This window comes from Baekduia sp., from assembly GCF_035318805.1.
Taxonomy (GTDB): domain Bacteria; phylum Actinomycetota; class Thermoleophilia; order Solirubrobacterales; family Solirubrobacteraceae; genus Baekduia.
Genome location: NZ_DATHDY010000025.1, coordinates 20,690 through 34,418 on the forward strand (window position 1 = coordinate 20,690; position 13,729 = coordinate 34,418).

11 protein-coding genes are annotated in these 13,729 nt (G+C 74.0%); 10 read left to right on the forward strand and 1 reads right to left on the reverse strand.

Translation table 11 applies throughout. From position 1 onward, the window contains the following. Positions 1-28 precede the first annotated feature (28 nt). Together VK501_RS06200 and VK501_RS06205 are read left to right on the forward strand one after the other, a co-directional pair. Complete coding sequence (locus tag VK501_RS06200) at positions 29-940, forward strand: PP2C family protein-serine/threonine phosphatase (protein ID WP_324335715.1); 912 nt, start codon at positions 29-31, stop codon at positions 938-940. A 52-nt stretch (positions 941-992) separates the two neighbouring features. Continuing rightward, a complete protein-coding gene (locus VK501_RS06205; protein ID WP_324335717.1) occupies positions 993-1,886 on the forward strand; it encodes a hypothetical protein in 894 nt (297 codons plus the stop codon). Between the two features lie 28 nt (positions 1,887-1,914). Here the strand turns inward: VK501_RS06205 and VK501_RS06210 are convergent, their stop codons facing one another. Further along, complete coding sequence (locus tag VK501_RS06210; protein ID WP_324335719.1) at positions 1,915-3,600, reverse strand: GAF domain-containing sensor histidine kinase; 1,686 nt, start codon at positions 3,598-3,600, stop codon at positions 1,915-1,917. Between the two features lie 284 nt (positions 3,601-3,884). Between VK501_RS06210 and VK501_RS06215 the strand changes: the two genes are divergently transcribed. The 8 genes from VK501_RS06215 to VK501_RS06250 all read left to right on the forward strand — a co-directional run bounded on the left by VK501_RS06215 (position 3,885) and on the right by VK501_RS06250 (position 13,683). Further along, entirely contained in the window at positions 3,885-5,129 is a 1,245-nt protein-coding gene (locus VK501_RS06215; RefSeq protein ID WP_324335721.1) for an FAD-dependent oxidoreductase, read from the forward strand. Positions 5,130-5,180: 51 nt separating this feature from the next. Further along, on the forward strand, positions 5,181-7,271 hold the full coding sequence (glgP, locus tag VK501_RS06220) for an alpha-glucan family phosphorylase (RefSeq protein ID WP_324335723.1): 2,091 nt from the start codon (positions 5,181-5,183) through the stop codon (positions 7,269-7,271). Positions 7,272-7,407: 136 nt separating this feature from the next. Beyond that, positions 7,408-8,817, forward strand: a complete 1,410-nt coding sequence (gene hydA, locus VK501_RS06225) for a dihydropyrimidinase (RefSeq protein ID WP_324335725.1) — start codon at positions 7,408-7,410, stop codon at positions 8,815-8,817. Then, a complete protein-coding gene (locus VK501_RS06230) occupies positions 8,814-10,091 on the forward strand; it encodes a hydantoinase/carbamoylase family amidase (protein ID WP_324335727.1) in 1,278 nt (425 codons plus the stop codon). Before hydA ends, VK501_RS06230 begins: the two co-directional genes overlap by 4 nt. Next, the gene (locus VK501_RS06235; RefSeq protein WP_349260981.1) at positions 10,091-11,122 is read left to right on the forward strand and encodes a TIGR03842 family LLM class F420-dependent oxidoreductase; all 1,032 of its coding nucleotides are present in this window, start codon (positions 10,091-10,093) and stop codon (positions 11,120-11,122) included. The genes VK501_RS06230 and VK501_RS06235 overlap by 1 nt, the downstream gene beginning before the upstream one ends. 66 nt (positions 11,123-11,188) lie before the next feature. Then, positions 11,189-12,838 (forward strand): FAD-binding dehydrogenase, encoded by a 1,650-nt coding sequence (locus tag VK501_RS06240; RefSeq protein WP_324335731.1) that lies wholly within the window; start codon positions 11,189-11,191, stop codon positions 12,836-12,838. A 48-nt stretch (positions 12,839-12,886) separates the two neighbouring features. Beyond that, positions 12,887-13,210 carry a metalloregulator ArsR/SmtB family transcription factor gene (locus VK501_RS06245; protein ID WP_324335733.1) on the forward strand — a complete coding sequence of 108 codons (324 nt, stop codon included), beginning with the start codon at positions 12,887-12,889 and terminating at the stop codon, positions 13,208-13,210. Then, complete coding sequence (locus tag VK501_RS06250) at positions 13,207-13,683, forward strand: SRPBCC family protein (RefSeq protein WP_324335735.1); 477 nt, start codon at positions 13,207-13,209, stop codon at positions 13,681-13,683. The genes VK501_RS06245 and VK501_RS06250 overlap by 4 nt, the downstream gene beginning before the upstream one ends. Positions 13,684-13,729 lie beyond the last annotated feature (46 nt).

The window sequence follows — 13,729 nt, forward strand, 5'->3', positions numbered from 1 at the left end:
GCGTTCGTCTGAGCGTGCCATGAGCGTCATGAGCCAGGAGCCCGACGAGGACGACGCAGAGCTGCGGAGGTTGCACTCCGACGCTGATGCCCGCGAGCGCGATATCCGCGACATGGGTGCGCGGGAGCAGCGCCAGGAGACGCTGATCGCGCGCCTTCGCGAGGAGGCCGCGGTGCGCGAAGGAGACCTCGGTGCGCTGCGTGGGCGCCTTGAGGCGGCGGAGCACGAGCTGGAGGATCTGCGTGCGATCCGGGATGCGCTCACGCCGCCCGAGTTGCCCCAGCGTCCCGGGTTGGAGCTTGCGGCGACCTTCCTGCCCGCGGCCGCCGAGCAGGTCAGCGGCGACTTCTATCTGGTGGCCGAGGGGCCGCAGAACTCCACGGTGCTGGTCGTCGGCGACGTCGTCGGCCACGGGCTGCGGGCGGGGCGGCGTGCCGCGTTCGTGCGGACGGCGTTCGCGGCGACCGCACCCTTCTCCGACGATCCCTGCCGCCTGCTGAGCTGGGCGAACACTGCGTTGATCGAGCGCGCCGGCACCGGCAGCGAGTTCGTCACCGCCGCCTGCGTGACGTATCTCCCGCACGAGGAGCGCCTGCGCTGGGCCTACGCCGGACATCCCCCGGCGCTGTGGCTGGATGACGGCCAAGAGCTGATCGCGCCCCGCCACGGAACGCCGCTCGGGGTTCGCGCCGACCCCGGATGCGTCGAGGGTTCGCGGCGGTCGACGGCCGGCGCGGGACTGCTGCTCTACACCGACGGGCTGACCGAAGCACGGCACGACGGTGAGATGTTCGGACTGCACGCCGTCAGCTCCGCGCTCAGCGGCCTTCACTGCCCCTCGCCGAAGGAGGCGATCGCCATCCTGCGCGCACGCGTCGCCGAGTTCGCCTACGGGACGCTGACCGACGATCTCTGCCTGCTCGCCGCCCGCATCGCCTAGCGGGGAACGTCGTACCCCTATATGCGCTTATCCCGACCGGCCGCGCGCTCTCATGATCCTGGGACTGCTCCTCGCCCTCGCCTCCGCCCTGGCCACCAACTTGGCCTTCCTGTTCAAGTACCGGGGCGCGGTCCTCGTCGACCCCATCGAGGCCCGGCACCCGCTGCGCAGCGCCGCCGCGCTCTTCCGCTCACGCTGGTTCGCGGTCGGGTGGCTGGTCGCGATCCTGGCGTGGATCCTGCATGTCGGCGCGCTGGGGCTCGCGCCGCTCTCGGTCGTGCAGGCGGTCCTGTCCGGCGGTCTGGTCTTCCTCGCCGTTCTCGCCGAGCGCTTCTTCGACTTCCGCCTCGGGCGATGGCAGTGGTTCGGCGTGGTGATCACCGCCGCGGGCCTGGCGGTCATCGGACTCACCGGCGGTGGGGCCGCGCGACCGCAGCGCTCCTCCCTGGCGGCGCTCATCGCCGTCGAGGGCGCGATCTTCGCGATCGGCGCCGCGCTCCTGGCGATCTCCGCGCACCGCAGCGTCCTGCACCGCGCCGAAGGACTGCTGCTGGGTCTGGCCGCCGGCGCGCTGTTCGGCGTCTCCGACGTCGCCATCAAGTACCTCACCCATGCCGAAGGCCCGCTGCATGGGCTGCTGAGCCCGTGGGCGGGCACCGCGCTCGTCGCGGGAGCGATCGCGTTCTACGCCTCCGCGCGCAGCCTCCAGCTCGGGCCGGGCGTCGAGGTCATCGCCCTCACCTCCGTGGCTGCGAACCTCGCCGCGATCATCGGCGGCATCCTCGTCTTCCACGAACCGATCGGCTCCGGCCCGCTCCAGATCGGCGGGCGCTTCGCCGCGTTCTGCCTCGTCATCGTCGGCGCAGCGCTCATGCCTGCCCACGCCGAACAGCTCGAACCGGACCCGAGCACGCCACCGACCATCACCCCGGCCCAACCACGGTAGGTCTGACGGCAGACCCTTCAGGCGCCCTCTAGGACGACGCCGCGGCCGCCGGCGTCCGCCGGCGCATCGGCAGCTCGATCTCTACGGCCGTGCCTTCGCCCGGTGCCGAGCGGACCTCGAGCGTGCCTTGGGCCAGGGCGATCCGCTCGCGCATGCCCACGAGCCCGAACCCCGGCGACTGCCCGTCGGGGTCGAAGCCGCCGCCGTCGTCGCGCACGGTGATGTGCAGCGCCTGGCCGGACTCGCGCACCACGACGTCCACGCGCGTCGCGCCCGCGTGCTTGACCGCGTTGGTCAGCGCCTCCTGGACGAGCCGGTAGACGGCCTCCTCCAGCTCGGGGACGTGCCGCTGCCCGGTGCGTCCGGACTCGAAGTCCAGATCGGCCTCCAGCTCGACGACCAGGCCGCTGGCGGCGCGCACGCGGTCGACGAGCGCGGTGAGCGCCCCGAGCGTGCCGATCTCGTCGAGGGCCGCCGGCCGCAGGTCGGTGATCAGCGCCCGCAGCGTGGCGATCCCGTGCGTGACGAGGCCCACGGCCTGCTCCAGCGCCTCGTCCACGCGCCCCGGATCGTCGCTGCGGCGCGCGGCCGACAGCAGCACCCGCAGGCCGCCGAGCTCCTGCAGCGTCTCGTCGTGCAGCTCGCGCGCCCACCGCGTGCGCTCGGCCTCCGACGCACGGATCGAGCGCTCGGTCGAATGCGACTGGACGGTCTGCGCGGTCGCGACCGCGGTGGCGGCGCTGGCGGCAAAGGCCTGCAGCAACCGTTCGTCGTCGGCCGAGAACCCGGGGCCCTCCTGCACGCGGTCGAACGCGGCGAGCACGCCGAGCGCCCGTCCGCGATGCAGCAGCGGGACCATGAGCCCGGCCTCGGCGTGCACGTCGGCGGCGAGCAGGCGGCCGGAGCCGCGGCTGAGCTCGGTGAGGCGCTCGGGCCGCCGCGACTGAAGCACCAAGCCGAGCGCCGAGGCGCCGATGCCCACGCGGCTGCCGACCAGCGCGTCGCCGACGACGCCCGCGGCCGCGACGACCTCCAGCTCGTCGCCCACGACGAGCGTGACGACCAGCGTGCCCGCCGCGACCAGCGCGCGCCCGCGCTTGACCAGCAGCTCGAGGATGCGCTCCAGCTCGATCTCGCCGCCGATCGCGCTCGAGATCTCGGTCGTCGTCTCCAGCGCCCGGACCGTCCGCTCCAGCTCGTCGCGCCGGCCCGTGGCCGCCTGGTAGAGCCGCGCGTTGGTCACCGCGATGGCCGCCCAGTCGGCGAGCACGATCATCGCCTCCTCGTCCTCGTCGGTGAAGGCGCCGTCGCCCTTCTCGGTGAGGTAGAGGTTGCCCCAGCTCTCGCCGCGGATGAGGATCGGCACGCCCAGGAAGCCGCCCATCGGCGGATGGTTGAGCGGGAAGCCGTAGGAGCGCGGATGCGAGCCGACGTCGTCGAGGCGCAGCGGTCGCGGGTCCTCGATCAGCACGCCGAGCACGCCGTGGCCGCGTGGCAGGTCGCCGATCGTGGCGCGCTCCTGCGCGCCGATGCCGCTCGTGAGGAAGCGCTCGAGGCCCGAGCGCTGGGGATCGAGGATGCCGACCGCCGCGTAGCGCGCCCCGGTCAGCTCGCGGGCGACGTCCAGGACGCGGGCCAGCAGCGTGTCGAGGTCCAGCTCGGAGAGCAGTCCCCGGCCGACGTCGATGAGGCGGGTGAGGGTCGCGTCGTCCATGTGCGTGACGCCCCGTGCGTCGCGTGGCGAGCATAGAACGTCTTTCAGAATCAGCGTGCGGGCTGAGCGGCGCGCATTCGCGGATGCCGCAGGCCCTGGCCGCGGTGAGTCGTGCTGGTGGCCCGGCGATCCGCGGCCAGGGACTGCGGCGCCGCGAGGCGCCCCGCTCAGACCGTGCTCTTTCTGAAAGACGTTCATAGACCGCCGCGACGTGCGTAGTTCCCCGCAGCGAGGCGCGGCGGTGGGCGGATGGCGGCGCGCCGGACCGCCCGTAGCTTGGGGCCATGCGCTTTCCCACCGCCCGCACCCACGTCGTGATCGCCGGAGGCGGCGTCGCCGGCGTCGAGCTGGCGCTGGCGCTCCACGCGCTGGCCGGCGGGCGCGTCCGCCTCACGATCGTCGCGCCGAACGCCGACTTCGAGTTGCGCCCGCTGCGCACCGCCGAGCCGTTCGCCGCCGACCACGTCCGCCGCCACTCGCTCGCCGCCCTCGCCGACGAGGTCGGCGCCGAGCTCGTCGCCGACGCGGTCGAGCGCGTCGACCCCGACCGCCGCAGCCTGCTGCTGGCCGGTGGCGGCACGGTCGCCTACGACGCCCTCGTCGTCGCGGTCGGCGCGCAGCACAAGGTGGCCTACAGCCGTGCGCTGACGTTCACCGGCGACACGTCCACGGTCTCGTTCAACGGCCTGCTCGCCGACATCGACGAGGGCTGGACGCACGCCGTGAGCTTCGTCGTGCCGCCCGGCACGACGTGGACGCTGCCGCTCTACGAGCTGGCGCTGATGACCGCGCGCGAAGCGCGCTCCATGGGCATGGACGGCGTCCGGCTGCAGATCGTCTCCCCCGAGACGGCGCCGCTGGCGCTCTTCGGCCCCGAGCCGTCCGCGGCGGTCGCCGAGCTGCTGGCCACGGCCGGCATCGACTTCCGCGGCGAGACCTACGCCCGCGCCGGCGACGACGGCCGCCTCGTGCTGCTGCCCGGCGGCGAGCCGATCGACACCGAGCGGATCGTCGCGCTGCCGACGATCGCCGGTCCCTGGATCGCCGGGCTGCCGGCCGACCGCTGCGGGTTCATCCCGATCGACGACGAGCTACGCGTCACCGGGGTCGAGGACGTCTACGCGGCGGGTGACGGCACGACCTTCCCGGTCAAGCAGGGCGGCATCGCCTGCCAGCAGGCCGACGCCATCGCCGAGCACCTGGCGGCCGCCGCGGGCGCGCCGATCGCGCCGAAGCCGTTTCGCCCCGTGCTCCGCGGGCGCCTGCTCACCGGGACCGGCGCGCAGTACCTCGAGCATCCGATCCACGGCGGCGACGGCGCGGGCGCCCCTCCCGAGCTCCGGCTCTGGTCCGTGCCGCGCAAGATCGACGGGCGCTACCTGTCGCCGTGGCTGGCGGCGCAGGAGGGCCGGCGGCGCCACGACCCCGTGCGCACCGGCGACGTCGAGGTCGCGGTGGAGATCGACGCCCGCGCCGCCGGCCGCGCCGCGATGCGGCTGGAGCCGTACTCGCCGCTGCCGACGCGATGAGCCGGAATCCCCCGCATGTGTGCTCTTGCTGTGCTTGGGTAGGGGGCCACCATGAACGACGCCGGAGCACGCGACATCGAGCGGGCGATCGCCGGGTTGGCCGCCCGGCTGCCCGGCGAGCTGGAGGTGCTCGCACGCATCGCCTACAACTACGCGTGGTGCTGGGATCCCGACGGCCCGGCGGTCTTCGAGGCCGTCGACCGCGAGCGCTGGACGGCGTGCGGCGCCAACCCGGTGCGGCTGCTGCAGGAGTCGCCGTACGAGCGCCTGGAGCGCGCGGCGCAGGACGCCGACCTGCTCCGGCGCGCCGCCGCCGTCCTGGAGCGCCTGCGCGAGCACCGCGAGGCGCCGCCGTCGCGCGACGGCGGACCGGTCGCCTACTTCTGCGCCGAATACGGCATCCACGTCTCGCTGCCGGTCTACTCCGGCGGCCTCGGGGCGCTGGCCGGCGACCTCGTCAAGGAGGCGTCGGACCGCGCGCTGCCGTTCGTCGCCGTCGGGCTGCTCTACCGCCAGGGCTACTTCCGCCAGCGCATCGACCTGTCGGGGTGGCAGCGCGAGTACTGGCTGGAGACCGATCCCGAGCGCCTCCCCGCCGTGCTCGTCCGTGGCGACGACGGCGAGCCGGTCACCGTCGCAGTCCCTGCGCACGAGGAGACGATCGTCGCCCAGGTCTGGCGCGTCGACGTCGGTCGGGTGCCGCTGTTCCTGCTCGACGCCGAGCGCCCGGAGAACTCGGCGTTCGCCCGCTGGACGACGTCGCAGCTCTACGTCGGCGCGCCGGAGGTGCGGCTCAACCAGTACGCCCTGCTCGGGATCGGCGGCATCCGGCTGCTCGAGGCGCTGGACGTCGACCCCGAGATCGTCCACCTCAACGAGGGCCACGCCGCGTTCTCGGCGCTCGACGCGCCCGGCGCCACGCTCCAGGAGGCGGTCGAGCACGCGCGCCGGCGCACGGTCTTCACCACCCACACGCCGGTGCCCGCCGGCAACGACGCGTACCCGGGAGCGCAGGTCGCGGCGCTGCTGCGCCCGCTCGTCGAAGCGCGCGGGTTCGACCTCGACGCCGTGCTGGCCCTCGGCCGCACGCATCCCGAGGACGAGCACGAGCCGTTCGGCATCACCCAGCTGGCGCTGCGCACCGCGCGCGCGACCAACGCGGTGAGCCGCCGCCACGGCGAGGTCGCCCGCGAGATGTGGCACGAGCTCTGGCCCGACCGCCCCGTCGACGAGGGGCCGATCACCCACGTCACCAACGGCGTGCACGTCCCGACGTGGCTCGGCGCGCCGATGCGCGGGCTGCTGGACCGCCACCTGGACGCCGGTTGGCAGGATCGCGCGGCCGATCCGGAGGCCTGGGCGGGCATCGACGCCATCGGCGACGACGAGCTGCGCGCCGTCCGCCGCGAGCAGCGTTCGGCCCTGGTGGACCTGATCCGCGATCGGATCCCGCGCGATCGCCTCGGCCGCGGCGAGGAGCGGGACTACGTCGAGGCCGGCGCCGAGGCCTTCGACCCCGACGTGCTGACGATCGGCTTCGCCCGCCGCGTGGCCACCTACAAGCGCCTGGCGCTGATGGTGCACGACGCGCAGAGGGCGCTGGCGCTCCTGCGCAGCGATCGACCCGTACAACTCGTCGTCGCCGGCAAGGCGCACCCCAAGGACGAGCCGGGCAAGCAGCTCATCCAGCAGCTGCTGGACCTCCGCGGCGCCGAGGGCACGCAGTCGCGCGTCGTGTTCCTCGCCGACTACGACCTCGCCCTCGGCGCCCGCCTCGTACAGGGCTGCGACGTCTGGGTCAACCTGCCACGCCCGCCGCTGGAGGCCAGCGGCACGAGCGGCATGAAGTCGGTCCTCAACGGCGGCCTGCAGCTCAGCGTGCTCGACGGCTGGTGGGCGGAGGCCTACGACGGCTTCAACGGCTGGGCGCTGCCCGGCGACGTCGACGCCGACCACCAGGCCCAGGACTCCCGCGACGCGGCGATGTTGTACCACCTGCTCGAGCAGGAGATCGTGCCCGAGTTCTACGACGCCGGCGATGCCTGGACGCGCCGCGTGCGCGCGTCGCTGCGGACGCTCGCGCCGCGGTTCTCGGCGACGCGCATGCTGCAGGACTACGAGCGCAGGATGTATTGGCCCTAGGGCTCCGGCGGCTTCGCACGGCGCCGGCGCCGGACGAGTGTCGACCCCGGCAGTTGCGCTGGACACCCCGGAGGCAGAGGATCCAGGGTGCGGCCGTTGGGACCGCACGGCACCTCACCACCAGGAGGACCCACCCATGACCGAAGACCACGCCACGCTCCTGCAGGGGGGCCGAGTCGTCAGCGCCGACGGCGAGTACGACGCCGACGTGCTCATCGCCGGCGAGCAGATCGCCGCGGTCGGCAGCGTCGCCGCGCCGGCCGGCGCGACGGTGATCGACGCCTCCGGCTGCCTGCTGCTGCCGGGGCTCGTCGACAACCACACCCATCTCTCGATGCCGTTCATGGGCATGTGGTCGTCCGACGACTACGACACCGGAACGCAGGCCGCGGCCGCCGGCGGCGTCACGTGCCTCGTGGACTTCGCCATCCAGCGCGAGCCCGACCAGCTGCGCTCCGCGCTGGAGGACTGGCAGGGCCGGGCGGCCGGCGCCGCGCACGTCGACTACGGCTTCCACATGGCCATCACCAACGCCAACGAGGCGACGATCGACGACATGGCGGCGATCGTCGACGCCGGCGTCTCCAGCTTCAAGCTGTTCATGGCCTACAAGGGCGAGCTGATGACCCGCGACGACGCCATGGCGGCGACCATGGAGCGCGCGCGGGACCTCGGCGCGCTGACGATGGTCCACGCCGAGAACGGCGACGTCGTCGACCTCCTCGTCACCCGCGCGCTGCAGGCCGGCAACACCGCGGCGATCCACCACGCGCTCACGCGGCCGGAGTTCGTGGAGGCCGAGGCGACCTCGCGCGCCGCGCGCCTGGCCGAGTACACGGGCGCGTCGCTGTTCGTCGTCCACGTCACCTGCGCGGCCGCGGCCGCCGAGATCCAGGCCGCCCAGCAGCGCGGCGTGGACGTCAGCGCCGAGACCTGCACGCAGTACCTCGTCAACACGATCGACGACCTGCGCCGCCCGGGCGTCGAGGGCTGCCGCTACATCTGCTCGCCGCCGCTGCGCGACGCGTCCAACCACGAGCCGCTCTGGGACTACGTGCGCCGCGGGATCCTCGAGAGCGTCTCGACCGACCACTGCCCGTTCCGCGACGAGCAGAAGGCGCGCGGAGTGGACGACTTCAGCCTGGTGCCCAACGGCCTGCCGGCGATCCAGCACCGCCTGGCCAAGCTGTGGGACGAGGGCGTCGTCGCGGGGCGGATCACGCCGAGCGAGCTGGTGGACCGCACGTCGACCACGATCGCCCGCCGGTTCGGGCTGACGTCCAAGGGCGCGATCGCGCCCGGCAAGGACGCCGACGTCGTGGTCTTCGACCCCAACGCCCCGCGACCCTACGGCGTGGCGACGTCGCTGATGAACGTCGACTACGACCTCTACGAGGGCGAGACCGCGAGCGGCAGCGTCCGCCACACGCTCAGTCGCGGCACGATGGTCTACGACCGCGGGGAGATCCTCACCGCTCCGGGGCACGGGCGGTTCGTGGCCCGCACCGGCACGCTCGGCACCCGCGGCGCGGCGGTGACCGCATGACGCTGGTCATCGACGCCGAGCGAGTCTTGGCCAATCTGCGCGAGCTGGCGGAGCTGACCGGCGGGCCGGCGGGCGCGCGGCGGCTGGCGTGGTCGCCGGACTGGCTGGTCGCGCGCGAGTGGCTGACCGGGAAGCTGGCCGACCTGGGCGGCCAAGGCGTCGTCGTCGACCGCGACGAGGCCGGCAACCTCTGGGCGGCGCTGCCGGGCAGCGGCGAGGGCGACGGCTTCGTGATCGTCGGCTCGCACATCGACGCGGTGCCGTCGGGCGGGTGGCTGGACGGCGCCCTCGGCGTCACCACCGCGCTGGAGGTCCTCCGCACGCTGGCCGCCGCCGGCGCGCCGCCGCCCGTCGAGGTGCGGCTCGTCGACTGGGCCGACGAGGAGGGCGCGCGCTTCGGGCGCAGCCTCGTCGGCTCCTCGGCGGTCGCCGGGACGCTCGACCCCGACGACGTGCGCGACCTGCTCGACGCCGGCGGAACGCGCCTGCAGGACGCGATGGCCGAGTGCGGCATCGACCTCGACGCGGCCTCGGCCGCGACCGCGCGGCTGGACGGCGCCCGCGCCTACCTCGAGCTGCACATCGAGCAGGGCCCCGTCCTGCTCGACGGCGGCCGGCCCGCGAGCGCCGTGAGCGGCACGGTCGGCGACGAGCGCTACCTCATCCAGTTCAGCGGCCAGTCCGCGCACGCCGGCTCGACGCCGATGCGCCTGCGCCGCGACACGCTGGCCGCCGCGGCGACCGCCGCGCTGGAGATCCGCGAGGTCGGCATCCGGCACGAGGGCGTGACGACCGTCGGCTCCATCCGCAGCGAGCCGGCCGTCATCACGGCGATCGCCGGCGAGTCGGAGATGATGCTCGACCTGCGCCACCTGGACGCCGACACGTTGGCCACCATGTTGGCCGAGTGCCTGGCGGCCTGCGAGGCCGCGGCGCAGCAGTTGCACTGCACGGTCGCGTTCCGGCGCGTCTTCGGCGCCACGCCGACGCCGTTTCACCCCCGGCTGGTGCAGCTCGCCCGAGCGGCCGTCGCCGGCGCCGGCGGCGGCGACGGGCCGCCGATCCCCAGCGGGCCGCTGCACGACGCGACCGAGATCGGCCGCATGGTCCCCACGGTCATGCTCTTCGCCCAGTCCGACCCGCCGATCTCCCACACCGAGGTGGAGGACTCGCCCGAGGACGCCCTGCGCATCGCGATCGAGGCCTACGGCGCGACGGTGGGCGAGACCATCGCCATGGTCGCCGCGGGCGAGCTCGAGGAGGTGGCGCGATGATGGACTTCGGCGTCGTCCTGCAGACCGATCCGCCCGCCGCGCGGGTGATCGACCTCGCCAAGCGCGCCGAGGCCTACGGGTTCAGCCACGCGTGGACGTTCGACTCGCACCTGCTGTGGGAAGAGCCGTTCGTCATCTACAGCCGGATCCTGGCCGAGACCCACAAGCTGATCGTCGGCCCGATGGTCACCAACCCGGCCACGCGCGACTGGACCGTCACGGCGTCGCTGTTCGCGACGCTCAACGAGATGTACGGCAACCGCACGGTCTGCGGGATCGGGCGCGGCGACTCGGCCGTGCGCGTCATCAACGGCCAGCCGGTCAAGCTCGCCGAGCTGCGCGAGTCGATCGGCGTGATCCGCGGGCTGGCCAACGGCGAGGCGGTGGAGTACAAGGGCACGACCCTGCGGCTGCCGTGGAACCCCGACAGCCGCCTCGAGATCTGGGTCGCGGCCTATGGCCCGAAGGCGCTGGCGCTGACCGGCGAGGTCGGCGACGGCTTCATCCTGCAGCTCGCCGACCCCGACATCACCGCGTGGTCGATCGCCGCGGTCCGGCGCGCCGCCGAGGCGGCGGGCCGCGACCCCGACGCCATCACGATCTGCGTCGCCGCCCCCGCCTACGTCACCGACGGCAGCGACGCGGGCCTGGCCCACGGCCGCGACCAGTGCCGCTGGTTCGGCGGGATGGTCGGCAACCACGTCGCCGACATCGTCGCGCGCTACGGCGGCGACGGCGCCGCCGTCCCCAAGGCGCTGACCGACTACATCGCCGAGCGCCAGGGCTACGACTACAACGCGCACGGACGCGCGGGCAACGAGCACACGGCGTTCGTGCCCGACTCCATCGTCGACCGCTTCTGCCTGGTCGGACCGCCGGCCGACCACGTCGCGCGGCTGCAGGAGCTGGCCGACCTCGGCGTCGACCAGTTCGCCGTCTACCTCCAGCACGACGCCAAGGACGCGACGCTCGGCAGCTACGGCGAGCAGGTGATCCCGGCCGTCAACCGGCGTGCGGCGGCCAAGATCTGATCGCGGGCCGCGCCGCCGCGCGCGAACGGCTAACTTGCGGCGCAATGTTCTTGCAGCCGCCGTGCAATGACCGCTGACGCGATCGTCGTCGGCGCCGGCCTGGCCGGCCTCGTCGCGACCGCCGAGCTCCTCGACGCCGGCCGGAGGGTCATCGTCCTCGACCAGGAGCCCGCCGCCTCGCTCGGCGGCCAGGCGTTCTGGTCCTTCGGCGGGATCTTCCTCGTCGACTCGCCCGAGCAGCGGCGCGTCGGCGTGCACGACTCGTTCGACCTCGCCTGGCAGGACTGGCAGGGCGCGGCCGGGTTCGACCGTCCCGAGGACGACTGGGCGCGGCGCTGGGCCGAGGCCTACGTGCAGTTCGCCGCCGGCGAGAAGCGCGCGTGGATGCACGAGCGCGGCATCCGCTTCCTCCCGAACCCGGGCTGGGCCGAGCGCGGCGGGTCGGGCGCGACCGGGCACGGCAACTCCGTGCCCCGCTTCCACGTCACCTGGGGGACCGGGCCCGGCGTGCTCGCCCCCTTCGTGCGCCGCGTGCAGGAGGCGGTCGCGGGCGGGCTGGTCGAGCTGCGGTTCCGCCATCGGGTCGACGCGCTGTCGGTCACCGGCGGCACGATCGACGGCGTGACCGGCTCGGTCCTCGCCCCGAGCGACGTGCGGCGCGGCGCCGCGTCGTCGCGCGAGGTCGTCGGCGACTTCGCGCTCAGCGCCGGCGCGGTGATCGTGACCTCGGGCGGCATCGGCGGCGACCACGACCTCGTGCGCGCGAACTGGCCGGCCCGGCTGGGGACGGCCCCCAAGCGCATGATCTCGGGCGTCCCCGCCCACGTGGACGGCCGGATGCTGAAGGTCGCCGCGGCGGCCGGCGGGCGGATCGTCAACCCCGATCGCATGTGGCACTACGTCGAGGGCATCTCCAACTGGGATCCGATCTGGCCGGCGCACGGCATCCGGATCCTGCCCGGCCCGTCGCCGCTGTGGCTCGACGCGCGGGGGCGGCGCCTGCCCGTCCCGTGGTTCCCAGGGTTCGACACGCTCGGGACGCTGGACCACATCATGTCGACCGGCCACGACCACACGTGGTTCGTCCTGACGCAGAAGATCGTCGAGCGCGAGTTCGCGCTCTCGGGCTCCGAGCAGAACCCCGACATCACGAGCAAGTCCATCAGGTCGGTCCTGAAGGCCCGGCTGGGCACGGGCGCGCCCGCGCCGGTCGAGGCGTTCCTGCGCCACGGCGCGGACTTCGTGGTGGAGCGCTCGCTCGAGCAGCTCGTGACGCGGATGCAGGCGCTCGAGCCCGACGTCGACCTGCCGTTCGAGCAGGTCGAGCGCGAGGTGCTGGCGCGCGACCGTGAGATGGCCAACCCCTACACCAAGGACCTGCAGGTCACGGCGATGCGCGGTGCGCGCCGCTACTGGCCCGACCGCCTGGCGCGCGTCGCGGCGCCGCACCGCCTGCTGGACCCGAAGGCCGGCCCGCTGATCGCGGTGCGGCTCTCGATCCTGACGCGCAAGTCCCTCGGCGGGCTGCAGACCGACCTTTCCTCCCGCGTCCTCGGCGCCGGCGGCGAGCCGGTGCCCGGCCTCTTCGCCGCAGGCGAGGTCGCCGGCTTCGGCGGCGGCGGCCTGCACGGCTACCGCTCGCTGGAGGGGACGTTCCTGGGCGGCTGCCTCTTCTCGGGCCGCGCGGCGGGACGCGCGGTCGCCGAAGCGACCTAGCTAGGCCCTTGCGCTCTAGGATCCGTCAGGCTACGCTTACCGTAAGCCATGCCGAACGGAACCGCAGCCCTCGCCGCCCTCGGTGACCCGACCCGCCGGGCCGTCTTCGAGCGGCTGGCCGACGGGCCGCTCGCGGTCGGGGAGATCGCCGCGACGCTGCCGGTCAGCCGGCCGGCCGTCTCCCAGCACCTCCGGGTGCTCAAGGACGCCGGCCTGGTGCGCGATCGCGCATCCGGCACGCGGCGCCTCTACGCGGTCGACCCCGACGGTGTCGCCGCGGTGCAGGCGTACTTCGACCGGTTCTGGACGCAGGCCCTGGCCGCCTTCAAGGAGGCCGCCGAACACGACCCCCACCCCGAGGAGCACCCATGACCGAGCAGACCGCCGACGCCGTCGTCCGGCGCACCGTCACCGTCGCGGCGCCCGTCGCGCGCGCCTACGACGTCTTCACCAGCGGCATGGCGAGTTGGTGGCCCAAGGACACCCACCACGTGGGACCGACGCCCGCCGAGGCCGTGATCGAGCCGTTCGTCGACGGCCGCTGCTACGCGCGGGCCCACGACGGGACCGAGACCGACTGGGGCCGCGTGCTCGCCTGGGAGCCGCCGTCGCGCCTGGTCTTCGCGTGGCTGCTCACGCCGCAGTGGGGCTTCGAGCCCGATCCGGCGCTCGCCAGCGAGGTCGAGGTGCGGTTCACCGCGACGGGCGAGGACAGCACGGAGGTGGTGCTCACGCACTCGGGCTTCGAGCGCTACGCCGAGGGCGGCGAGACGATGCGCGCCCAGGTCGACGGCGCGGGCGGCTGGGGCGCGCTGCTCGACCTGTACGTCAGCGCGCTGCGCTGAAGCGCTGGTGCGCCGCCGCGACCCGCGCGGCGGCGCCCGCTCGGGG